Raw genomic sequence first — 21,962 nt, 5'->3', positions numbered from 1 at the left:
ATTATACTCCAAAATTCATCTAATTTAAAGACCGATTTTTATATTCCAGTCTGATTTTATCTGCGATCAGTGCTATAAATTCAGAATTCGTGGGTTTCCCTTTTCCGGTGCTTACAGTATATCCAAACAATTCATCAATGGTATCCATCTTTCCCCGGCTCCATGCCACCTCGATCGCATGTCGGATCGCCCGCTCCACTCTGCTCGGTGTTGTCTGATGGCGTTTCGCAATGGTTGGATATAATACCTTGGTAATGGAATTGAGCATTTCTATGTCATTGACAGACAAAATGATCGCATCCCTTAAATACTGATACCCTTTGATGTGTGCCGGAACTCCGATCTCATGAATGATATTCGTCACATCGGTTTCCAGATTCCTCTCCGGCTGAGGCTTTTTGGTTTCTGTGATACCTGGCCTTGCAATCTCCCGCACTCTTCTGTCCCCGATCTTCCGAATATGTTTGATCCGGTTTAAAAGTGTAGTGTTGTCAAAAGGCTTCAAAACATAATAGTCTGCTCCAAGACTGAATGCATCCTCTGTAATCCTCTCCTGTCCAATTGCAGATAATACGATAAACACTGGAACTTTTTTGACATTTGCGTTATGGGAAAATTTCTCCATAACGGAAAGACCGTCCATCTTCGGCATAATGATGTCGAGAATTACCACATCCGGCTCCTTATCTTTGATTATGTTACAGATTTCTTCTCCGTTGTGTGCTTTTCCGACCAGTTCAAGGTCTTTATCTTCTTCGATCATCTGACCGAGCATGTCTGTCATTTTCGCGTTATCATCAGCAATTGCAACATTTAATTTGTCCATGAGGACCCTCCTAACTTCTATCTCCTTGGGTTTCCAGACATACCCCCCGTCACCACGGCAGTAACCGACACTGTTAGCTGCCTGCGCTTTCCCCTTGCTGGCGACAAAATTATTATAGTAGAAATCCCGTAGTAAAATCAAGATAAAAGTAGTTATTTTATCACACTTTCGTACGATATTTTTCGACATTTTTTCTCTTATATATCACAAAATTCACCAAAATGCAGGTATTTCAATCTGTATCCGGCATTTTTCCCCATATAAAAAAGAGGCACTTTTCCCGGACTTTTTCCATGTTTTTTGTGCCTCTTTCCTCAACTGCAGATTATGCATTGCCTGTCATATTTTCAATAAAAATCCCATATCCGCCGGTAGAATCCTGCACGAATACATGAGTCACGGCACCAAAGAGTTTTCCATTCTGGAGCACAGGACTTCCAGACATTCCCTGAACGATCCCACCTGTTTTTTCCAGGAGTTCCTTATCTGTGATCTGGATCACGAAGCTTTTATTAGAATCCTCATGGTTCATATCGATCCTGGTGATCTCTGCGGCATATTCTTTTACTTCGCCGTCTGTGCAGCAGAGAACAGATGCGGGTCCAATTTTCAGATCCTGTTTGTAACCTACAGGAAGCTTCTTCAGATCCAGATTTTTCACCTGGTCAGCATCCACAGTTCCAAAAATACCGTTTTTACTGTTTTTGGAAATCTCACCCAGAATATTACCGGCTTCGTATCGGATCAGACCGGATAGTTCTCCGGGATTTCCCTTTTCTCCTTTCCGAATCCCCAGGATCTGGGCATTGTAAAGATTTCCATCTGCGATGCTTAAAAGTTCGCCGGTATCCACATCGCTGATCCCGTGACCAAGAGCACCGAACTCTCCATTTTCATCCACATAAGTCAGAGTTCCGATTCCCTGTGTATCGTCCCTCACCCAGATCCCAAGCTTGTATTTTCCTTTCTCATCTTTCACCGGAGTCAGGGACAGGGGAATCGTCTCTTTTCCCCGGCGGACTTTCAGCGTCACAGATCCTCCGCAAAGATCTGCCATATCCTCCAGAAGATCCTGCTTACACTGGATCCGGTTCTGATCAAAAGCCACAATATAATCTCCCGGCTTTACAATGTCCCGGGCCGGTTCTTCCATCTCGCCACTTTCCGAAAGGATCTCGCCTGTATCAATGATCAGAACTCCTTTCGTCTGCATATAAATGCCTACTGCATCTCCGCTTGCATATACTTCTTTCGCAGTTATATTTTTCACTTTCACATCCTTAAAAGGAATCACTCCCAGGAGTCTGCAGTGTAACTTATAGCTGTCTTTCCCTGAAACTGTAATAGCATCATCAAAGCTGATAAAAGGTCGCTTAAGAATACTAGCTACTTCCCGGCTGTCCTCATGATCCACCAGGATCTGATCCGGGATCTTCCTGTCCAGAAGCCGGTATCCCAGCCATCCCATCAGAATCAGATCTAGCGCAAGAAATACAAGTAGCAAACATCGGTATTTTCTTTTTCTGTTCATCTTACGTCACATCCTTTGTAATTTTCTGATACAAGCAAATCCCCTCCCACTGCTTATTGCTTTTCGCAATTGAAGCAGGGGACTGACTTGATTCGGTTAAAAAAGAGGACTGACCTTTCGGCCGTCCTCTCTTAGTATGTAACGTATAAATTATTTCAGTCTTGTATTTTTTTGTTGCTGTGCCAATTCCTTCATCTCTCTTGCATTTCCAAGAACAGCTGGAGTGATCTGGGCACCGCCCAGAAGTCTGGCAAGCTCACGGACAGATTTCTCTCCTTCCAGAGGATGGATCTGGGTGATGGTTTCAGTTCCCTCTACATGTTTCTCGATCTCAAAATGGGTATCTGCCATTGCGGCGATCTGTGGAAGATGTGTGATACAAAGCACCTGCCTGTGCTGTCCGATCACTGCCATTTTTTCAGAAACCTTCTGTGCAGTACGCCCACTGATCCCTGTATCGATCTCATCGAAGATCAGTGTATCAATCTGATCTTTATCTGCAAGGATTGCTTTGATGGCAAGCATGATTCTGGAAAGCTCACCACCGGATACGATCTGTCCCAGCGGTTTTCTGCTCTCACCTGGATTTGTGGAAATCTCATATTCCACCGAATCATAACCATTATCTGTATAATTTTTTCTGCGGTCAAAACGGATAGAAAAATCCACATCCTCAAAATTCAGTTCCTTCAATCCTTCGATAATCTTTTCATCCAGCTGTTTACTGTATTTTTTCCGGATTTCTGAAAGTTCATACGAAGCTTCCTCAAGAATCTTTTCTGCCTGCATAAGTTTTTCTTTCAGTAACCGGAAATTTTCTTCGAATCTTTGAAGTTTTTCTAATTTTTTCTGCTGTTCCTTCTGATAAGACAAAATTTCCTGGATCGTCTGTCCATACTTTGCCTTCAGATTATTGACCAGATCCAGTCTTTTTTCTGTTTCAAAAAAAGTTTCTTCGTCAAAAGTAAGACTATCCATATAAGAGGACAGATCACGGCAGAAGTCACCGAGAAGTGAATCGATTTCCACAAGAGCTTCCTGTAAAGGTGCAAGATCCTTATCGTAATCTGCAATTCTTGAAAACTCTTTCAAGGCATTTCCGGTCATATCTGCGGCGCCCTGTTCATATCCGGTCATCCCACGGACCATTTGTGCTGTTTCCATGATCCTTCTGGCATTGCTCAGCTTCCGGTAGCGGTCCTCCAGTGTTTCGTCCTCTCCCGGAATAAGAGCTGCCTCCTCGATCTCATTGATCTCAAATTCCAGAAAGGCTTTTTCACGGTTGCGCTGTTCCTCATCCATATCCAGTGCTTTCAGCTGATCCACACAGTCCCGATACTCCTGATAAGCTTTCCGGACCTTCTCTCTGGCAGGAAGGATCTGTTCTTTTCCGTATACATCCAAAATAGCCAGCTGGCGGTCTCCGTAAAGAAGCGACTGATGCTCATGCTGTCCGTGAATGTCCAGAAGACAGGCTGCTGCGGCTTTCATCTGGCTGACTGTACTTGTCTCTCCGTTGATCTTGTTGATACTTCTGCCGTCCATGATCTTACGGGACATCAGCACCTGTCCGTCTTCCGGATAGATGTCAAGCGCCGCAAGGGACTCTCTGGCTTTCGTGTTTTCAACCTGAAACAGCAACTCTACTAGGGCATAGGAAGCATTTTCACGAATCATGCTTCTGGAAGTTTTTCCACCCAGGATGAGCTGTATGGATCCTAACAGAATGGATTTTCCGGCTCCGGTCTCACCGGTTAAGATATTTAAGCCCGGTCCGAATTCCACCTCTGATTCCTCTATCAGTGCAAGGTTTTTTACATGCAGATGTACTAACATTGATTTCCTTTCTGGTATAAAGCATTTACATATTCTGTCATTTTATTTTCCTCTGGATAAGATCCCACCAAGCTTCTGAACTACACCCGGTGCCTGTTCAGAAGTTTTCACCACACACATAATGGTATCATCTCCGGCAATACATCCCAGGATTTCCGGCCATTTCATGGCATCAAGAGCTGCTGCTGCCGCCATGGCCATTCCCGGAATTGTTTTTACTACTACGATATTCTGTCCAATGTTCATAGCGATCACTGCATCTTTCAGAACTCTGGAATATTTATCACTTAACACATCCGGTGTATGTTCTTCCAGAATCGCATATCTGGACTTTCCGTTGCTGCCTGCAACCTTTGTCATTTTCAGAGCCCGGATATCTCTGGATACGGTAGCCTGCGTAACCTTAAAACCGGCCTCATTCAGTCTTGCCGCAAGCTCTTCCTGTGTATCGATCTCGTACTGACGGATCAGTTCGATAATTTTTTCATGTCTTGCTACTTTCAAAATTGAACCTCCTGCATCAGCTGTTACTCATTTTCTGTCTCAGAACCTCCACAAAGCTCAGATGATTCAGCTTGAGGATTTTTGTCCTGACTGTGGCTTTCCGGATCACGATCCGGTCACCGGTGACCATGGATATCTGGGTATCCCCGTCAAAAGAGGCCACTGCTTTCTCAATGGTATTATGCCTTCCCTCACCGATCTCTACTGTAACTGCCTCTTCCCCGGAAAGAATGATACTTCGGGTGTTCATGGTATGGGGAGCGATGGGGGTCATGATCATCATACTGGCACTGGGAGAAACCACGGGACCTCCCGCTGACAGACTATATCCGGTAGAACCGGTCGGCGTGGAAATGATGATACCATCTGCATTGTACGAATTCATATATGCATCATTAACATAATTCTTGAAACGGATCACACGGAGATGTCCTTCTCTTCCGATCACAATGTCATTTAATGCGATATCTTTTCCAATAAGTTCTTCTCCCCGATAGATCTTTCCTTCCAGCATCATCCGATCTTCCAGCTCATAGTCATCTGACAGAAGCCGATCCAGAGCCGGATACACGGAATTTTTGTCCACCTCGGCAAGAAATCCCAGAGTTCCCAGATTGATTCCAAGAAGTGGGATATCCAGATGCACCACATCCCTTGCAGCCTGCAGAAGTGTTCCGTCTCCCCCCAGTACAATAATGCACTGTGTATCCTGCGGAATCCCTTCCGGATCTGTATAATGATACGGTCCTTCCATTTTTTCGGTGATCTTCTGCACATGACACCTGGCACCATGCTTCTCCAGATAGGCAATGATCCTATTAGAAAATGTCAGTTCCGGATCCTTGGCACTGTTTGGAATTATATAAAATCTGTCCATATTGCTTCAGTCCTTTCCAAACATCAGTCCAGCTGTCCGTGGGCTTCCTTTACCACATCCTCTACGGATACTTCAAGACTCACAGGTACTTCTGTTCCTTCCGGATGTTTTTTCAGATGAAGGAGATATTCAATATTTCCCTCAGGTCCCTTGATGGGAGAAAAGGAAAGATGACAGGGCTCCATAGAAATACTCATGGCATAATCTCTGACTTTCTCAATAACTTCTTCATGGACCTTCGGATCACGGACAACACCTTTTTTTCCAACTTTTTCTCTGCCGGCCTCAAACTGAGGCTTGATGAGACATACAACCTCTCCGTCTTCTGTGAGAAGGTTTCTTACAGGAAGAAGTACTTTTGTAAGGGAGATAAAAGAAACATCGATCGAAGAAAATGCTGCCGGGCCTTCCAGATCTTCCGGTACTACATAACGGATGTTTGTCTTTTCCATACACACAACTCTCGGATCATTTCTGAGTTTCCAGTCCAGCTGTCCATATCCCACATCAATGGAATAGACTTTGACCGCTCCGTTCTGAAGCATACAGTCCGTAAAGCCGCCGGTGGATGCGCCTACATCCATGCACACCTTATCCTTCAGCGTCACACCGAAATTTTTCATGGCTTTTTCGAGTTTCAGACCGCCTCTGCTGACATAGGGAAGGGTTTTTCCTCTTACCTCCAGCTTGGCAGTCTCAGCAAACATGGAACCGGCCTTGTCTTCCTTCTGACCGTTAACATATACTTCCCCGGCCATAATATATGCTTTTGCTTTTTCACGTGACGGTGCAAGTCCCTGTTCCACCATCATGATATCCAGTCTTTTTTTCATATTATCCTCCAACAGCCCGGCTCTTTATGTGCCGGGCTGTAAAATACCTCACAGCTTCGTATTCTTCTGCAAAGGTTATGTCCTTTATTTTCTGTTATTCACAAGATCTTCCCAGCTCTGTTCTACCGCATCCAGGATTCCCTGTACATTTAAACCTGTTTTCATCCGCTGACGGTCCACCGTTCCATGCTCAATAAAATGATCCGGTATTGCCAGTGGAAGAACTCTTACTTCCGGATGACAGGCTTCCATATAAGCAGATACATGTTCTCCGAATCCACCGCTTTTTACGTTCTCCTCCACAGTAACCAAAAGACTGTGGTTCTGCGAAAGCCGGTCAAGAAGACCTGTGTCCAGCGGCTTTACAAAACGTACATTGACAAACGTAGCTCTTGCTATTCTGTGATCTCTTATTTCCTCACAGATCTTCTGACAGACAGAAACCATGCTGCCAACCCCAAGAACTGCAATCTCACTGCCCGGAGTGATCACTTCACTTCTGCCCTTCTTAAGTGCCTCATGACATTCTTCCATATCGGTACATGCCGGTCCTTTCGGGTATCGGATCGCACAGGGACCATCCAGCTCTTCTACTGCAAATTTCAGCATCTCCTCAAGCTCTTTTCCATTCTTGGGAGCCATAACTGTCATATTGGGGATCATGGACAAATAAGAAAGGTCAAAGCATCCATGATGTGTTTCTCCGTCTGCTCCGACAAATCCTGCCCTGTCAATAGCAAAGATCACATGCAGATCCTGCATACATACGTCGTGGAGGATCTGATCGATCCCTCTCTGAAGGAACGAAGAATATACCGCAAAAACCGGGATCATTCCCCCGAGTGCCAGGCCTGCTGCAAAGGTTACTGCATGTTCTTCCGCAATACCCACATCAAAAAAACGCTCCGGGAATTTCTTCCGGAATCGGTTCAGTCCGGTTCCATCTGGCATAGCAGCTGTAATAGCAACTACCTTTCGGTTCTTCTCTGCCAAAGAACATATTGCGCTAGAAAAATGATTCGTATATGTCGGCGCTGTTTTTGCTGCAAGGGGTCTGCCACTCTGAATGTCAAAAGGACCTGTTCCGTGAAAACGCTCCGGATGGGAAGATGCCGGTCCATAGCCTCTGCCTTTTTCTGTAAGGACATGGACAACAACCGGTCCCTCCACTCTCTTTGCCTCATTAAAAAGTTTCATCATCTGGCGCATATTATGGCCATCTACCGGTCCCAGATAAGTCAGCCCCATGTTTTCAAAAAGCATTCCGGGAATGATCAGCTGCTTGATGCTGCTCTTGGTCTTTCGGACCGTATCTACCACGGCGGTTCCAACATGAGGAATCTTTTTGAGTGTTTTTGTCACGCCGATCTTCATTCCTGTATAAGTCTCAGCTGTACGCAGAGCGCTTAAATAGGTGGACATTCCTCCTACATTCTTGGAAATAGACATGTTATTATCATTGATGATAATAATAAAATTAGTCTTCAGCTCAGCCGCATTGTTCAATGCTTCATAAGCCATCCCACCGGTAAGCGCACCATCCCCGATCACGGAAACTACATGGTATTTCTCTCCCATCAGGTCTCTGGCACGGACATAGCCAAGTCCTGCGGAAATGGAATTGGAGCTGTGTCCGGTATCAAACGAATCACAGTCACTTTCATTCCTTTTTGGAAAACCGCTTAAGCCTCCTTCTTTACGAAGATCCTTAAAACCGTCTTTTCTTCCTGTAAGGATCTTATGTGTATAAGCCTGATGTCCCACATCCCAGATCAGCTTATCCTGTGGAAGATCAAGCACATTATGCAGAGCAAGAGTCAGCTCCACCACACCCAGATTGGATGCCAGATGGCCACCTGTCTCACTTACACTCTGGATCAAAAAGCTCCTGATTTCCTCGGCAAGGCGCGGAAAATCCTCCAATGAAACTTTATGAATATCATTTGGCTTTTTAATTTTTTCCAGAATCATTCGTACCCTTCCTTTGTTCCTTCTATTTCCTGCGGCTGACAAGACTTTCCACAAGAAGATCCAGAAATCCGTTCTTCCTGTCAAGGCCTTCTAAAAGTTCTACCGCATGGTCAGAAAGTTCTTTAACCCTGCTGGCTGCTGCCGGGGTTCCAACAAGACTTACATAGGTAACCTTGTTGTTCTTTTCATCACTGTGGATCGGTTTTCCCAGTTCCTCCTGGGTGCTGGTCACATCAAGGATATCATCCTGGATCTGAAAAGCCAGCCCGATGTTTTCTGCAGCCTGTTCCACAACCTCAAGTTCTTTCTCAGATGCCCCTGCCAGCACAGCACCGGTCATCATGGAAGCCTCGATCAATGCGGAGGTCTTGTTTTTGTAAATGTAATCCAGCATCTCGTGTTCCAGAGGTTTACCATCATTTTCCACATCCACACTCTGTCCACCTAGCATACCGTTGATGCCGGTCTTATCTGCAATGATCCGCATGGCGGCTATCACACGGTCTTTATCCCCGGTCAGGTCAAAAGCGGAAAGCATCACTTCGTAAGCTCTGTTAAGGAGTGCCACGCCGCTTAAAACCCCCATGGCCTCTCCGTATACTTTATGCGTAGTCAGCCTTCCTCTCCGGTAATCATCGTTATCCAGTGCAGGGAGATCATCATGGATCAACGAATGTGTATGGATCATCTCCATAGCCGCCATAAAAGGCTCACAAAGCTTATCCTTTCCTCCAAACAGCTCGTAGGTTTCCCTGATCAGGATCGGGCGGAGTCTCTTTCCGCCTGCCGTCATACTGTAATTCATGGCCTCTGCCATGGTTTTTGCAAAACCGGATTCTTCCGGAAGATATTCCCGGATCACATGTTCTGCTTCTTCTGTTCTTCTTTTCAGTTCTTCTTTAAAATTCACGAAATGTCCCATCCTCATTCATCTGAAGCATCTTTTTTTCTACAGTATCCAGTCTTCCGTTCAGATTCTTAAGGAGCTCCATTCCCTGTCTGTAGAGACGGAAAGACTCCTCAAGAGGTGTTTCTTTATCCTCCAGCTTCCGGGCAAGCAGATCAAGCTCCCCAAAAGTATCTTCTATGGATTTCTCTTCTTTCTTTGCTTCTGTCTCTGCCATTATCGCTCTTCCTTCCTGATGCGATCCGCAACTGCTTCTATGACTCCATCGGTTACTGCAATGGAGATCCTGTCGCCTTTTTTTATCTGACTGATCTCTGTCACCGCATGTCCGTCTGAGTCGGACACAAATGCATATCCTCCATTTAGCTTTCTTAATGGAGAAAGTCCCTCAAACCGCTGGATCCATATTGCCAGTTCATGTCTTTTCTCTGTAAGCTTTTGTTCCATGGAAGAACGCAGGCATTCCTCCAGTTCCGATGCATACTGACGTTTTTCACGTAACATGGACTCCGGGCTCAGATACTGGAATCTGTTCTCATAGGCCTTAAGTTTTGCGGCAAAAAGTTCTGTCTTACTGTTCATAGCACGCTGCAGACGGTCTCCGTACATATGAAAGCTCTCCAGAACACTGCGAAAATCATCCACTGCCAGCTCTGCTGCAGCAGATGGTGTAGGTGCCCGCAGGTCTGCCACAAAATCCGCAATGGTAAAATCCGTCTCATGTCCCACTGCCGAGATCACCGGTGTACTGCACTCAAAAATAGCACGGGCAACGCTCTCCTCGTTAAAGGCCCAGAGATCTTCAATAGAGCCACCTCCACGGCCGACGATGATCACGTCCACCCCTGCTTCATCCAGCTTCCGGATTCCCTTTACGATACTCTGCGCCGCTCCCTCTCCCTGCACAAGTGCCGGATAAAGGATCACCTGCAGATATGGATTCCTTCTGCCTGCAATATTGCGGATATCCTGTACTGCTGCACCGGTAGGTGCTGTCACCACGCCAAGGGTATGAATAAAATGAGGAATGGGCTGCTTATATTCCTGGGCAAACATCCCCATATCCTCCAGTTCCTGTTTCAGTGCCAGATACCGCTCATAGAGGGCACCAGCACCCTCCAGTGTGATCTCTTTTGCATAAAGCTGATAACGCCCGTCTCTCTCATATACGTCTACAATTCCGCCTGCGACTACCTTATCCCCGTCCTTCATACGAAAAGCAAGACCCCTGCGGTGTCCCGCAAACATCACACAGCTTAATGTGCCTGTTTCATCCTTCAGAGAAAAATAAATATGTCCGCTGGTATGGTATTTACAGTTGGATACTTCTCCCTTTACATAGACTTTCCGGAGAAAGTAATCCTGGGTAAACATATTTTTGACATAATGGTTTACCTGACCGACAGAATAGACGTTTCTCATGCGTTCTCTTCCGGGGCTCCTGCTGACTTCTCTTCTGTATCAGCAGTCTCCTCCTCGTTTTTCTTCTCATCCTTCTCAGATGCGATCTTACCCAGTACTCCATTTACAAAAGAACCGGAAGCATCTCCGCCAAATCTTTTGGCGAGTTCCACCGCTTCATTGATAGCTACTCCTGTCGGTACGTCTGCATCATATTCCATCTCATATACTGCCAGACGAAGTGCCGCAAGATCCACACGGCTCATACGCTTTGTCTTCCATCCACGGCTTGCATTGTTCAGCTGTGCATCGATCTCTTCCAGATGTTCTTTCACATGTGCGTACTTCTTCTTCATATATTCCTGGTCCTGTTCTGAAAGTTCTCCAAGACCTTCAAAATAAAGAGAGAGCTGTTCTGTCATCTCTTCTTCTGAATTAAACTCTGTCATAAACATAAGTTTAAATACATGTTCTCTCTGTTCTCTTCTTCTCATAATTTCCTCCTAAGACGGAAAAAAGGAAAGGTTTACTTTCCTTTTTCGTTCTCCATATCCACGCTGGCAATATGAATATTTACATCTGCAACCTCAAGTCCTGTCATATTCTCAATAGCGGATTTAACCTTCTCCTGAACCTTCTTGCTTGTCTCAAGAATGTTTCTGCCATACTCGATATTCAGTGACAGATCCACGGTAACGACTCCTTCCAGAATGGTTACTCTCACGCCCTTGGACAGATTCTTCTTTCCAAGTTTACTTACCAGCTCATTGGTGATATTTCCTGCCATGGAAGCAACTCCATCCACATCTGTTGCTGCAAGTCCTGCAACGATCGCAACAACTTCATCTGCAATGTGAACTTCACCGATTCCACCCAGATCCTGTATCTTATATGTTGTTCTTTTTTCTGCCATGGGAAACCCTCCTACGGATATAATATTTTTGTTCGTAATTTTATACTATTATATCAAAAAAAGTTATGAAATAAAAGGGCTTATTTACTGAATTCTGTCAGTACCAGCTCAGGGTTTCTATCCTCAACCATGCCAACACTCCATGCATTGACAAAAAGCAGTAACGGATTTCCTTTAAGGTCTGTGACTTTCTTCATATCAGAAGTTCCCACGATCTTGTCTACTTTTACAGTCTCCTTGTTGGCGATCCAGCGGATATGCTCATATGGAAGTGTTTCCAGACGGATATCTACATTGTACTCATTCTCCAGACGGTATTTCAGGACATCAAACTGCAGAATACCTACAACACCCACAATGATCTCTTCCATACCGGTGTTAAACTCCTGGAATATCTGGATCGCACCCTCCTGGGCGATCTGGTTGATACCTTTTACGAACTGTTTTCTCTTCATGGTATCGATCTGGCGCACACGTGCAAAATGCTCCGGCGCGAAGGTCGGGATTCCCTCAAAAGCAAATTTCTTTCCAGGTGCGCAGATAGTATCCCCAATAGAAAAAATACCCGGGTCAAAGACACCGATGATATCACCTGCATAAGCCTCCTCCACAACATGACGGGATTCTGCCATCATCTGCTGCGGCTGAAGAAGTCGCATCTTCTTGTCTCCCTGCACATGATAAACCTCTTTTGTCGCATCAAACTTACCTGAACAGATCCTCATAAATGCGATACGGTCTCTGTGAGCCTTGTTCATATTCGCCTGGATCTTAAATACAAAGGCTGAAAAATCATCACTCATAGGATCTACCAGTCCGCAGTCTGCAGTTCTCGGAAGTGGAGAAGTGGTCATCTTCAGGAAATGCTCCAGAAATGTTTCCACACCAAAGTTGGTAAGAGCAGAACCGAAAAATACCGGTGTCAGCTGTCCTTTGCTGACCTCTTCCTGAGAAAACTCCGCACTTGCGCCATCCAGAAGCTCGATTTCTTCCATCAGCTGCTCTTTCTGCTCAGGATCCATGATCTCATCTGCACGGGGATCATTAATATCAATCTCCTCTATCACACCTTCCTTGGTGCCCTTCTGTGTATCGGAGAAGGTAAGGATCTTCTTTGTATTACGATCAAACACGCCCCGGAATTTCTTACCGGAACCGATTGGCCAGTTGATCGGACAGGTTGCAATACCAAGCTCTTTTTCGATCTCATCCAGAAGATCAAAAGTATCGTTGGCATCTCTGTCCATTTTATTGATAAAAGTAAAGATCGGAATGTGTCTCATAACACAGACCTTGAAAAGCTTACGGGTCTGTGCCTCAACACCCTTGGATCCATCAATGACCATAACTGCTGAATCCGCAGCCATCAATGTACGGTAGGTATCCTCGGAGAAATCCTGATGTCCAGGTGTATCCAGAATGTTTATACAATATCCGTCATAATGGAACTGAAGAACGGATGAAGTTACGGAAATACCTCTTTCCTTCTCGATTTCCATCCAGTCTGATACTGCATGGCGGGCCGTAGCCTTACCCTTTACACTTCCGGCCAAATTGATGGCCCCGCCATACAGCAGAAATTTTTCTGTTAATGTTGTTTTACCGGCATCCGGATGAGAGATGATGGCAAATGTTCTTCTTTTTTCTATTTCTTTCGTATACTTCGACACGTGAGCCTCCTGTATATTCTCTGATATCTCTATTTTACTATAACCTTTCCTATTCTAGTATAGACAAGGCTTTGCTGTCAAGGCAATTCAGTCGTAAATTCCCTCTGTATCAATAGTCTGATCGTTCTGGATATCTGCAGCCGTCTCTGCGTCCTCAGATGTTTGATCCGTCGGATCGCTTTCCACAGATGCAGCGGTATCCTGCACCTCATCACCTGTACTTTCCGCATTATCCTCTGCACCTCCCGTATTTTTTTCAGCTTCATCTGCAGTATTTATAACATCCGATGCATTTTTACTTTGGCTCAGAGGCGTGATCACAATGCTCTCTGCTGCCACACCGGTTTTCCTCTTTACAATATCCTCGATCTGTGCACGTTTTGCATCCTCCAGATCTGCATCCGGCACCACAACATCCGCAGTTTCGCCCGTCAGATTTACGATCACATTTTCAAAGCCCTTCGCCTCCAGAAGAAGCTCTGCAGCCGCCTCTTTTTCTGTAAAATCTGTCATGGAAACCATTGTGTTAATGGCATTCTGTTTTTCCTCATCGCTGATGTCTTTATTACTGATGATCGCCTGCAGGTCCGCTTTGTTCTGGGAACGCACCTGCTCCCTGCTGACTTTTGCCTGTGCTGCAAAATCCGAAGCACCGGTAAGTACGGCCTCGCCCGGGGATGCGGTATCCATCACCTCCGACTGGGTTGTGCCATCTGCCCCGTTCTCATCCAGAAGGGCTGTTTCATCGGTCAGGTCATAATTCACATCGTCCAGGATACTGCTGCTGTCCGTACTCGTCTCCTTATCCTTAAATCCCAGATCCACATCTGCGAAATTCAGATATCCGGCCACAGCAATGAGAATGGCCAGCGAGGTGATGATTACCTGATTTTTCTTCATGATCTTTTTCACTTCTACTCTCCTCATTTCATTTTCATTATTCTAATTTTAATGAAAATCTTCAAGAATCCTTTGTTTATGCGGTATTTCAGACTTTGTTTGTGACTAATTTGTGACTAACCGTGCAAATCTATATCTGTTCATAACATCGTAATTTGACGTAAAAAAAGAGAGCCGGGTTTTTAGGCCCGACTCTTTTCCTGACAGTCCACTCGTGCCGCTGCTAACAGTCCCCGAATTGGGACATACAGCTCTTTCATAAATGCACGGTGGAATCAGTCTGCACTCTTCACTTGTGCGTAGCCACACAGGAAACTTTACATCATAAGTTCAATCCCTGTGCGACTGTTAACAGTATAACTTGCTTTGAAGGAAAAATCAATCAGAACATAAATTTGGTTAAAAGAAAAAGCCCCAAGGATTAACTCCAAGGGGCTTAATTTGTCACTTAGTATTTGCTTTCATGTGCTCAATCACTCTCTTCCATGTATCAATGCCGCAAGTTCCATTTGCCTTTACACCAACATTTTTCTGGAAAACTTTGAGGGAATTATATGTGTCGTTCCCAAACTGTCCGTCAACTTCTACGCCCAGCATTGCCTGAAGCATCGCTACAGCTGTACCGGAACTGCCCTTTCTCAAAATCGGAAGCCTTGTCTGGAAGGTACCGGTAAGTGTGGTTGAAGGCGTACTTGCTTTTGCGCCGGTGGTAACAGCGATAGCCACGTGGTGATTATCGTTCAGAAGGATATCTCCTGCCTTTAAATAGTCACCAGATGTCAGATACTTACTATCCGTCAGTACTTTCGCACCGGCAGCCTTCATTGCGGCTCTCATGTTTCGTGTTGTCAGATAAATGCTGACTGCTTTGAGCTTTGCGTTATTCAGGCGATATCCAGCGCCCTTGACGATAGCTGCTGTACTTGCGCTGCAATCAGATTCGCAAGCTACCGTGATCTGCGCCGGATCGTAGTTGCTTGCCTTTAAGTGCTGCCAGAACGAATACCGGTCATTGCTGTTTCCGGCAGTGCCCTGATCGTACCCGATGAGATTGTTTCGTGCTGCTTTTGTCGCCATATCTGCAATCATGGCTGCGATTTTAGCATCATTAAATCTCAGGACGCAGAGCCACGGTCTGCTGTACCAGTTCATGATCTGATACTCTGTACCGGTCTGATCTCCTGCTTTTCCACCTGCATATCTTCCGTTTTCGTCATGTCCACAGTTACTGATTTTTACCATTGTTGTTTCTCCTTTCTGTGTCGTTCCTCTATAGTCCTTGTAGAATACATCCATATCAACGTTTCCGCTGATGCCAGATACTTTTCCCTTGCTGGAATACTGCCAGCCTACACCAACAGACGGACGTAACCTTTCTTGTACAGAACCATTATCATCCGCCGGATATCGTGCAATCCAGCACTCATACTTTCTGAGTTCATCAGTTAGAACGTTATTGTACCAATCCATGTTGCAGTATATACCAACCTTATAACCGGCTTTCTTCATTCTGGTCAGAAATGCAACTGCAATGTTCTCAATAGCTTGTTTGCCGAGTTTTCGCTGATTAGACCACTCAAGGTCGTAGAATACTGGAAAGTCCAGTCCACGTCCGTTCAGTGCGGCGATCACATCCTCTGCTTCGTCAATAGCCTGTGCCGGTGTCAGAGCGTATGAATACTTGTATCCGCCGATAAGGATTCCGTTGCTCTTGCATCCTTTGTAGTTGTACTCGAATGAGCCGTCAACGCCGGTTTTCTGATGTACTCTCAAGATTGCGAATTTGATACCGGTTTTAGCTACTTTCGACCAGTCCGGTTTTCCCTGATTGGATGATACGTCAATTCCTTTAATCTCCAATTCTGTCAACTCCTTTCACATTTTAATCCACGTTTCTGCGTGGAGAACGCACACTCCATTGGTAGCTTTTTATGAAATTTTTAATGAACTAAATGGGAAGACCAAGAATTAGCTACTGTTAATCGACTATATTATTTGCGAAGTCTTTCCATTTTGCCCAATTAGCCATTTTCCAGACTGGCTTCATTTCTTCCGGAAATAATACGATTTTGCATGAATTTGAATTACGGTAAAAAATAATTCCAGATCCATATTTATATTTCTCACTAATAGGAAGATCATTCCCTGCATAGTTAGCACCAGAGAGGTGGAACAGAATGCACGTGCCAGATGAAGCTTTGCTTATCAAGTCCTGTATATTGGTCACGTTTTCTTCCAAGGCAAGCTTTGAGGTTTTACTATTTAATTCATTTAAAGCCCCCACCACGGACTTGTTATTGGTCTGCAAGTTACTAATGACCGCATTGGTCAATTTACCGACAATCCAGTTCCAGATTCCGCTGAATGGTGAAAGCTTGTTTGCCTTCGCCGCCGCATCATAAATCATCAGTGTGTCGTTGTCCGCCGGTGTTGCTTTCTGTGTGTGCTCGTTAAATTTACCCATTACTGTAATCTCCTTTCTAATTCCTTGATACGTTTCTCTTGCTTGTCAACCTTTGCGCTAAGTTCCTGTATCGCTTTAATGGCGTACTCAGTCAGAAGCAATCTGTCAATCTGCTTTGCGTTTATGCTTCCATCTTCGTTATATCCGCCACCAAGTGCAAGCAAGGAGTCTATCTTTTCCAAATCATCCGCAACAAGTCCAAGTGGCTGATGAACGCCGTTTTCCTTCCAATCGAACGAACACACCGGCATTTTGCAAACTGCATCAAGAGCATTCACTTCGCAGTCTTCAAAATTTTTCTTTATTCCTTATCGGCAGAATCGGGATAAAAGTTTGTGATGTTTTCAATCAGCTGCATAGAACGGTTTGTTTTTTCTTCTTTTTCCTTTTCCTGCTCTGCTTTTTGAAATTCCTTTATGAATTCTTCTGCTATATGTTTTGCTTTCACAGTTTTCGCCCGGTCCATCAGCTTGAACTTGATTTCTGAGCGATCAATTTTATTTTTTATCGAAAAGAGTTCTTCATATAGCTGCTTTTCCATAAAGTCTTGCGCTTGTAAATTTCCAATATTTTCAAGAATTTTCCTCACCTCCTGACTTAACAGACAGTAATTCATGTCTGCTTTTTTCTTTCTCGAGATTAAACTGGCACATATACCACTCTTCTGAACCAGGAGGAAAGGTTTTTAGCGCTGTTTCGTACATAAGTATGTTCTTTTCTACCTGCTCAAGCTCATTAGGATCCTGAGCGGGATTACATTTTTTTGATTTGATATCTCGCACTTCATGTCTAATCTGGTTGCGGCTTTTACCTTTTTTTGATACATAAGTACCGCCCAGCTCAATAAATGCAGTGCTAAAAGGAACGGATTCATATTGCATCACGAAATCAAACACATCACCGCCGATTCCACAACCGAAACAATAAAAGGAATCATCGTAAATCTTGCATGACGCTGACTTTTCCTTGTGAAAAGGGCAACATATAAATCCTGCTCTGTTCTGTTTTAGTCCATACCTGGAAAGAATCTCAGACATTTTCACTGATTGCTTGATCTCATCTTTTGTCATGACAACAACTCCACGATTCGCCGTCCAGTCTCTTCTTTTGTACAGAATTCAAATCGAACACCGTATTTATCTCTGATCGTGCATAGAGATTTATATAACTGGCAGCCATCAACAGCCTTATCAGAAATTACAGTCTTTACTCTCTTACCGTTTACCGTCTTCCAGATGACTTTGTGTTTTCTTGGATTCTCCCAAAAATACACATCACCAACTGATTTGATATCTGGCCCGTGTTCACATAGAATAATCAGCTGAATACCTGCTTCACGCGCTCTGATAAGCTCTGCCTTGAATCTTTCGTGTTGCTGGCAGACATTTCCACATAGCTCCTGTAAATCCTTTTTACGGTCAATACAGAGCTTTGCATTGTCCAACGACTGATAATCTCCGCAGTATAACTTCGATCGGAAATACTGTACTCCAAGACTGTCAAACTGCTTTTGAATCCGTTCCCATTCCTTTTTATGTTCTCTTGTGTCTGTCTGTATAACCATTAAAAACACATCCTTTTAATTGAATGGAAGCTCTTCCTGTACACTATCCGGAATACTCATAAAATCAGTTCCTGCTGGACTCGCTCCCATGATAGCTTCTTCTTTGAGATGATCGTCATACGCTTTTGTTGTACGCTCTTCTGGAATATCTGCATCTTTGATTCCTTCCACACTGCGGAACCATGCAAGCTTGTGGCGTTTCACTTCTTTATTGTCGTACCAGTCTTTCTCCAGACGGAAGATGCCACCGATCAGCTTGCCTTTGAACTGCTGCCCGAAGTTATCTCCCCACTTAACAGCAAAGCCCGGATTTGACTTTTCTACGCATGTAATGAATGTTTTGAGATTACGAACACCATAATCTACACTCTCGTCAATAACCATGTAATTTGTGCCTGCATTCGGGTATTTCTTGTCTGGGCGAATATCATTCTCAAACTGCTTCATAAAGTAACCTGCCTGCTCGTCTCCATCTGCGAAATCAAACAGGACAACGATCATATTCAGTCCGCCCTGGGACTGACGTTCGGACACCTGTTTAATCACCATTTTATGACCGCCAAGCTTAATTGGTTCAAATTCTCCTGCTGCCTGTGTTGTATCATAGCTATTTGGTTTCTGCATTGTCTGCTCCTCCTAATTCGTAATAATCTCTAATAATCTTGTCTACTGCTGCCAGATCATTGTCTATGGTCAGTGAATCAAACATACCAATCGGTGATTTGCTGACAGCTCCCTGACTTGCTTGAGTGACAAATAAATGCTTTCCGCTTTCTTCAATGCAGCGGAGAACTATTGTAAACATACCCTCCACGCAAACTTTTTCATCCAAAAGTTTTCCTATTGTCTTTGGCTTTACGTCTCCAGAATCATCCTTATCTTCGTGCATCATAAGATATACAACTTTGCTTTCCGGAACCTTTGTCACAATGAACTGAATCAGATTCCAGAAATAATCACCAATGTCATTGTAAAGTGAGAATACTGCATTACCTTTTCCGGCAGAAGCGTGTCCTCTCATAAAGTGGTTGGTGATAAGATATCCAGCATCATCAATCACAATAGAATCAGCTTTTGATGCAATCAGGCACTTCATTACCTGCTGGTAATCATCTGTAAACCATCCGTCAATTTTCCCCTTGAATGGAAGTGGCTTGTTTAATATTCTGATAAGGTTCCAGTTTTTGTTTTGACAGTTTCTAAGACTGGTACTTTTGCCAGAACCAGATTTTCCAATAATCAATACTGGTGTTGCCATTGTTATTCCTCCTTATACGATTTCTGAGCCGCTAAAAGCCCATTTAGAGCCTGTACGTAGCTCGCCAGCGTCCTCGCCTTATACGAACTCTCGATGTAGTTATCAGCTACAAGGGAAAGCTGCTCGTCTATCAGAGCAAGGATTTCATTAATTCTCTCCTGCATCTTTTCTCACCTCGCTAAAGAAACAGTAAACATTGTCAGAACCATCTCCCCGTGCCGGATTCTGCTCGCCGCTCAAAAATGTCCCACCAGCGCAATGATACTCAAGGTGATTCAGATATATGTCCGGGTTCTCCCAGTCAAGAATGTACGCTTTCCGCCTGTTCAGCTCCTCCAGAAGCTCATTCGCTGTCGTTATCAGTTCCATTGTTGGCAGGAGTTTCAATTCCATTTGACTTAGCATTTAACGGGCACCTCCCATCTATCAGAAGTTCCAGCAGAAAAGTTTTGATTATCTTGAGCTTCTTGGATATTTCGCTTTCACAAAGATAATTAAAATTTATAGTCTGATACAAATCCCAATTGAATTTACTTCCGAGAATTCCGATAATTCCTTTATTTTTAACTCCTCTTACATTCAATCCGTATGATGAATATTCAAACGTAACATCAGCTGTCGGAACTTCATTCTCGACTCTTTTACAGAGTTCGTAAATTTCGTCAATCTCTTTCTCAAACATTCCCATTCTCCTTCCTCTCTGGCGTATCAATATCCCAGAGAATTCCATGTACGATTATCGTGGTCATTGCCGCCGCAAAAAGCTGTCTGCCCGGTCCACCCCACTGCCAGAAGGGTAGAAATGTGGAAAAGCTCCCGATCAGTGCGGCACAGATGATGTTTTTCAGATTATTCACTGATACCTCCTATGATCCACGCAAGGTTGCTTGCTACCAGTGCAGCGGCCGTCACAACCCACGCCGTGAACCACTTTCTTGATTTCTTCTTACTTTCTTCGACGATTTCAGTCGCAAGTGCTACTTCGATGTCAGCCCATGTTGGCTGATTTTCGTTTCTAATCTCACTCATATCTAGCTAATTTCTCCTTATTTTTTTTATTTGTCTTTACAATTAGCAGATAGAGAACTATAATGTATCTATCCACTAAGGTGCTTTAGTGGGTGCAAAGCTCCGGGGTGGAGGTGTCGACTCCCTCCGGGGCACTCACTTATTAAGAGCAGCTTTGCCTTTCCAGACATGACCAGTTACTTCGTAGACTTTCCTAGGGCTTATGATGTATGTGATTCGGCCACCGGAAAGGCTTTTTGCTGGTTTATTATTCTGCACAGCCACACCAATCGGCAACCATCCGTACACAATTCCTGCTCTAATTGATGTTACAGGAAGTCCGATCAGCTGACTTGCATCGGCTACCGTCATGTTCTCTGATGAAAACTCTGGCATCTGTGGGATACCTGATATGATTCTTGCCACTTCTGCGGCAAACTGATGAACCTGTGCATTCTGCTCTACGTAATTATCAACTGCACTCATATAAACCTCTTTTCTAACTGATACTCATTTGAGCGTTACAGTCACGTATCATCATTACTGTATTTGTACATGGATGCCAGTTCTTAACATATTCCATAGATTCTTTAAATCTCAGCTTAGGGATGTTATTACGGGCATTTACTGCGAAGTAAGTCTTTATATCTCTGTTGCATTCAGCAAATACTTTCTTGCCAATTTCCTTGTAAGCATTTGACTCTTTCCCACCAAGGTGAGCAATTACGACACTTGACACTAAGTCTCTAATAGATTCCTGCTGTGCGTAGTCAATAGTCATGGTATTTTCAAGTCTGTTAAGCCGCTCTTCGTGATCTAAGAATCCTGTCGCAATAACCTGTATCTGTTCAACTGTCGTCAGTGGCTTCTGGTATGAGCCTGTCTTTCTGATTGTCGGAAGAACTTCATCCATAACCCATGATTCAAATTTCTCTGCCGATGGAAGTTTCGATTTCATAATCAAGCGGTACAAATCTCCCTCATTTATGTATGACATTGACTGAATGCCACTAGATGTAGGGGTGTCACGTTTCGTTACTCCCTTACAATGGTCAAGAATGGCTTTCCTCGGATTACTGTATCCAAGTGCTTTCGCAACATCTGTTCCAACAAAATACGGTTTCCCGTCAATTTCTATTGTTCGAATTTCTCCGAACTCCCCTGAATTAAAAATCTGTAATTCGTTCATAAGTCTCCTTTCTTGTGATATACTCCCTATAGATGGGAGGTGATAATAATATGAAACCGAATATGGCAAACGGCTCCATAGTTCCGCACAGCGTCCTTGAACAGCAAATAAAAGAAGCTAAAGAAAAAGAATTACGGAAACAGCAATGGCGGCATGATTTCCGAGTAGCTTTATTTAGTGCTGTTGTTGGCGGATTTACTGGATTCCTGGCTACTGTAATCACTCAGATGTTACTTTAGCATCCACTGCGCGAGTAGGCTTCCGAGTACTCCACAGGTAGCCGAAAGCGCAAAGCAAAGAATCCAAAATG

At 44.2% G+C, this 21,962-nt stretch carries 29 protein-coding genes; 1 reads left to right on the top strand and 28 read right to left on the bottom strand.

The features are described 5' to 3' along the window. Positions 1 to 19: 19 nt before the first annotated feature. The 28 genes from spo0A to MUB50_RS03565 form a co-directional block, all read right to left on the bottom strand. A complete protein-coding gene (gene spo0A, locus MUB50_RS03700) occupies positions 20 to 826 on the bottom strand; it encodes a sporulation transcription factor Spo0A (RefSeq protein ID WP_118513307.1) in 807 nt (268 codons plus the stop codon). Between the two features lie 325 nt (positions 827 to 1,151). Beyond that, positions 1,152 to 2,357 carry a SpoIVB peptidase gene (spoIVB, locus tag MUB50_RS03695; RefSeq protein WP_118513308.1) on the bottom strand — a complete coding sequence of 402 codons (1,206 nt, stop codon included), beginning with the start codon at positions 2,355 to 2,357 and terminating at the stop codon, positions 1,152 to 1,154. Positions 2,358 to 2,507: 150 nt separating this feature from the next. Beyond that, positions 2,508 to 4,193 (bottom strand): DNA repair protein RecN, encoded by a 1,686-nt coding sequence (gene recN / locus MUB50_RS03690; RefSeq protein ID WP_118624485.1) that lies wholly within the window; start codon positions 4,191 to 4,193, stop codon positions 2,508 to 2,510. A 42-nt stretch (positions 4,194 to 4,235) separates the two neighbouring features. After that, positions 4,236 to 4,697, bottom strand: coding sequence for an arginine repressor (gene argR / locus MUB50_RS03685; protein ID WP_021650687.1), 462 nt, complete (start codon positions 4,695 to 4,697; stop codon positions 4,236 to 4,238). A gap of 16 nt (positions 4,698 to 4,713) precedes the next feature. Further along, entirely contained in the window at positions 4,714 to 5,574 is an 861-nt protein-coding gene (locus tag MUB50_RS03680; protein ID WP_118624483.1) for an NAD(+)/NADH kinase, read from the bottom strand. A 23-nt stretch (positions 5,575 to 5,597) separates the two neighbouring features. Next, positions 5,598 to 6,407 (bottom strand): TlyA family RNA methyltransferase, encoded by an 810-nt coding sequence (locus MUB50_RS03675; RefSeq protein WP_244790151.1) that lies wholly within the window; start codon positions 6,405 to 6,407, stop codon positions 5,598 to 5,600. Positions 6,408 to 6,491: 84 nt separating this feature from the next. Further along, complete coding sequence (gene dxs / locus MUB50_RS03670) at positions 6,492 to 8,378, bottom strand: 1-deoxy-D-xylulose-5-phosphate synthase (protein ID WP_244790149.1); 1,887 nt, start codon at positions 8,376 to 8,378, stop codon at positions 6,492 to 6,494. A 22-nt stretch (positions 8,379 to 8,400) separates the two neighbouring features. Continuing rightward, positions 8,401 to 9,288 (bottom strand): polyprenyl synthetase family protein, encoded by an 888-nt coding sequence (locus MUB50_RS03665; protein ID WP_118513311.1) that lies wholly within the window; start codon positions 9,286 to 9,288, stop codon positions 8,401 to 8,403. Continuing rightward, positions 9,278 to 9,502, bottom strand: coding sequence for an exodeoxyribonuclease VII small subunit (gene xseB / locus MUB50_RS03660; RefSeq protein ID WP_118624479.1), 225 nt, complete (start codon positions 9,500 to 9,502; stop codon positions 9,278 to 9,280). The genes MUB50_RS03665 and xseB overlap by 11 nt, the downstream gene beginning before the upstream one ends. Beyond that, the gene (gene xseA, locus MUB50_RS03655) at positions 9,502 to 10,707 is read right to left on the bottom strand and encodes an exodeoxyribonuclease VII large subunit (RefSeq protein ID WP_244790147.1); all 1,206 of its coding nucleotides are present in this window, start codon (positions 10,705 to 10,707) and stop codon (positions 9,502 to 9,504) included. The genes xseB and xseA overlap by 1 nt, the downstream gene beginning before the upstream one ends. Then, positions 10,704 to 11,180: a transcription antitermination factor NusB gene (nusB, locus tag MUB50_RS03650; RefSeq protein WP_138277307.1), complete on the bottom strand. Its 477-nt coding sequence runs from the start codon at positions 11,178 to 11,180 to the stop codon at positions 10,704 to 10,706. The genes xseA and nusB overlap by 4 nt, the downstream gene beginning before the upstream one ends. Positions 11,181 to 11,212: 32 nt before the next feature. Continuing rightward, complete coding sequence (locus MUB50_RS03645; RefSeq protein WP_015524453.1) at positions 11,213 to 11,599, bottom strand: Asp23/Gls24 family envelope stress response protein; 387 nt, start codon at positions 11,597 to 11,599, stop codon at positions 11,213 to 11,215. A gap of 80 nt (positions 11,600 to 11,679) precedes the next feature. Then, positions 11,680 to 13,269: a peptide chain release factor 3 gene (locus MUB50_RS03640; protein WP_118624473.1), complete on the bottom strand. Its 1,590-nt coding sequence runs from the start codon at positions 13,267 to 13,269 to the stop codon at positions 11,680 to 11,682. 87 nt (positions 13,270 to 13,356) lie between these two features. Further along, entirely contained in the window at positions 13,357 to 14,181 is an 825-nt protein-coding gene (locus tag MUB50_RS03635; protein ID WP_118513315.1) for a SpoIIIAH-like family protein, read from the bottom strand. Positions 14,182 to 14,613: 432 nt separating this feature from the next. Continuing rightward, on the bottom strand, positions 14,614 to 16,029 hold the full coding sequence (locus MUB50_RS03630; RefSeq protein ID WP_244802503.1) for a GH25 family lysozyme: 1,416 nt from the start codon (positions 16,027 to 16,029) through the stop codon (positions 14,614 to 14,616). 118 nt (positions 16,030 to 16,147) lie between these two features. Next, entirely contained in the window at positions 16,148 to 16,633 is a 486-nt protein-coding gene (locus tag MUB50_RS03625; protein WP_244802502.1) for a hypothetical protein, read from the bottom strand. After that, positions 16,633 to 16,938 (bottom strand): tail fiber domain-containing protein, encoded by a 306-nt coding sequence (locus MUB50_RS03620; RefSeq protein ID WP_330637653.1) that lies wholly within the window; start codon positions 16,936 to 16,938, stop codon positions 16,633 to 16,635. Before MUB50_RS03620 ends, MUB50_RS03625 begins: the two co-directional genes overlap by 1 nt. Beyond that, a complete protein-coding gene (locus MUB50_RS03615) occupies positions 16,935 to 17,174 on the bottom strand; it encodes a hypothetical protein (protein WP_244802500.1) in 240 nt (79 codons plus the stop codon). The genes MUB50_RS03620 and MUB50_RS03615 overlap by 4 nt, the downstream gene beginning before the upstream one ends. A 31-nt stretch (positions 17,175 to 17,205) precedes the next feature. Then, on the bottom strand, positions 17,206 to 17,703 hold the full coding sequence (locus MUB50_RS03610) for a CHC2 zinc finger domain-containing protein (protein ID WP_244802499.1): 498 nt from the start codon (positions 17,701 to 17,703) through the stop codon (positions 17,206 to 17,208). After that, positions 17,700 to 18,197, bottom strand: a complete 498-nt coding sequence (locus MUB50_RS03605; protein WP_244802498.1) for an ERCC4 domain-containing protein — start codon at positions 18,195 to 18,197, stop codon at positions 17,700 to 17,702. Before MUB50_RS03605 ends, MUB50_RS03610 begins: the two co-directional genes overlap by 4 nt. A 15-nt stretch (positions 18,198 to 18,212) precedes the next feature. Continuing rightward, entirely contained in the window at positions 18,213 to 18,821 is a 609-nt protein-coding gene (locus MUB50_RS03600; RefSeq protein ID WP_244802497.1) for a hypothetical protein, read from the bottom strand. Further along, complete coding sequence (locus MUB50_RS03595) at positions 18,805 to 19,455, bottom strand: AAA family ATPase (protein ID WP_244802496.1); 651 nt, start codon at positions 19,453 to 19,455, stop codon at positions 18,805 to 18,807. The genes MUB50_RS03600 and MUB50_RS03595 overlap by 17 nt, the downstream gene beginning before the upstream one ends. A 2-nt stretch (positions 19,456 to 19,457) precedes the next feature. Further along, the gene (locus tag MUB50_RS03590) at positions 19,458 to 19,619 is read right to left on the bottom strand and encodes a hypothetical protein (RefSeq protein ID WP_244790140.1); all 162 of its coding nucleotides are present in this window, start codon (positions 19,617 to 19,619) and stop codon (positions 19,458 to 19,460) included. A 179-nt stretch (positions 19,620 to 19,798) separates the two neighbouring features. Then, positions 19,799 to 20,137, bottom strand: a complete 339-nt coding sequence (locus tag MUB50_RS03585; RefSeq protein WP_244790138.1) for a hypothetical protein — start codon at positions 20,135 to 20,137, stop codon at positions 19,799 to 19,801. After that, positions 20,130 to 20,312 carry a hypothetical protein gene (locus MUB50_RS03580; protein ID WP_244790136.1) on the bottom strand — a complete coding sequence of 61 codons (183 nt, stop codon included), beginning with the start codon at positions 20,310 to 20,312 and terminating at the stop codon, positions 20,130 to 20,132. Before MUB50_RS03580 ends, MUB50_RS03585 begins: the two co-directional genes overlap by 8 nt. Further along, entirely contained in the window at positions 20,305 to 20,484 is a 180-nt protein-coding gene (locus MUB50_RS03575) for a hypothetical protein (RefSeq protein ID WP_244790134.1), read from the bottom strand. Before MUB50_RS03575 ends, MUB50_RS03580 begins: the two co-directional genes overlap by 8 nt. A 135-nt stretch (positions 20,485 to 20,619) precedes the next feature. Further along, positions 20,620 to 20,949 (bottom strand): hypothetical protein, encoded by a 330-nt coding sequence (locus MUB50_RS03570; RefSeq protein ID WP_244790132.1) that lies wholly within the window; start codon positions 20,947 to 20,949, stop codon positions 20,620 to 20,622. 13 nt (positions 20,950 to 20,962) lie between these two features. Then, a complete protein-coding gene (locus tag MUB50_RS03565; RefSeq protein WP_244790130.1) occupies positions 20,963 to 21,652 on the bottom strand; it encodes an ORF6C domain-containing protein in 690 nt (229 codons plus the stop codon). 50 nt (positions 21,653 to 21,702) lie between these two features. On the opposite strand from MUB50_RS03565, the gene MUB50_RS03560 reads away from it, so the two are divergent. Next, the gene (locus MUB50_RS03560; protein ID WP_244790128.1) at positions 21,703 to 21,891 is read left to right on the top strand and encodes a hypothetical protein; all 189 of its coding nucleotides are present in this window, start codon (positions 21,703 to 21,705) and stop codon (positions 21,889 to 21,891) included. The last annotated feature ends 71 nt before the right edge of the window (positions 21,892 to 21,962 follow it).

The organism is Blautia sp. NSJ-140 (assembly GCF_022868965.1).
Taxonomy (GTDB): Bacteria; Bacillota; Clostridia; order Lachnospirales; family Lachnospiraceae; genus Blautia_A.
Note: the sequence above shows the minus strand (reverse complement) of the source record. Positions and strands in the feature narration are given on the sequence as shown.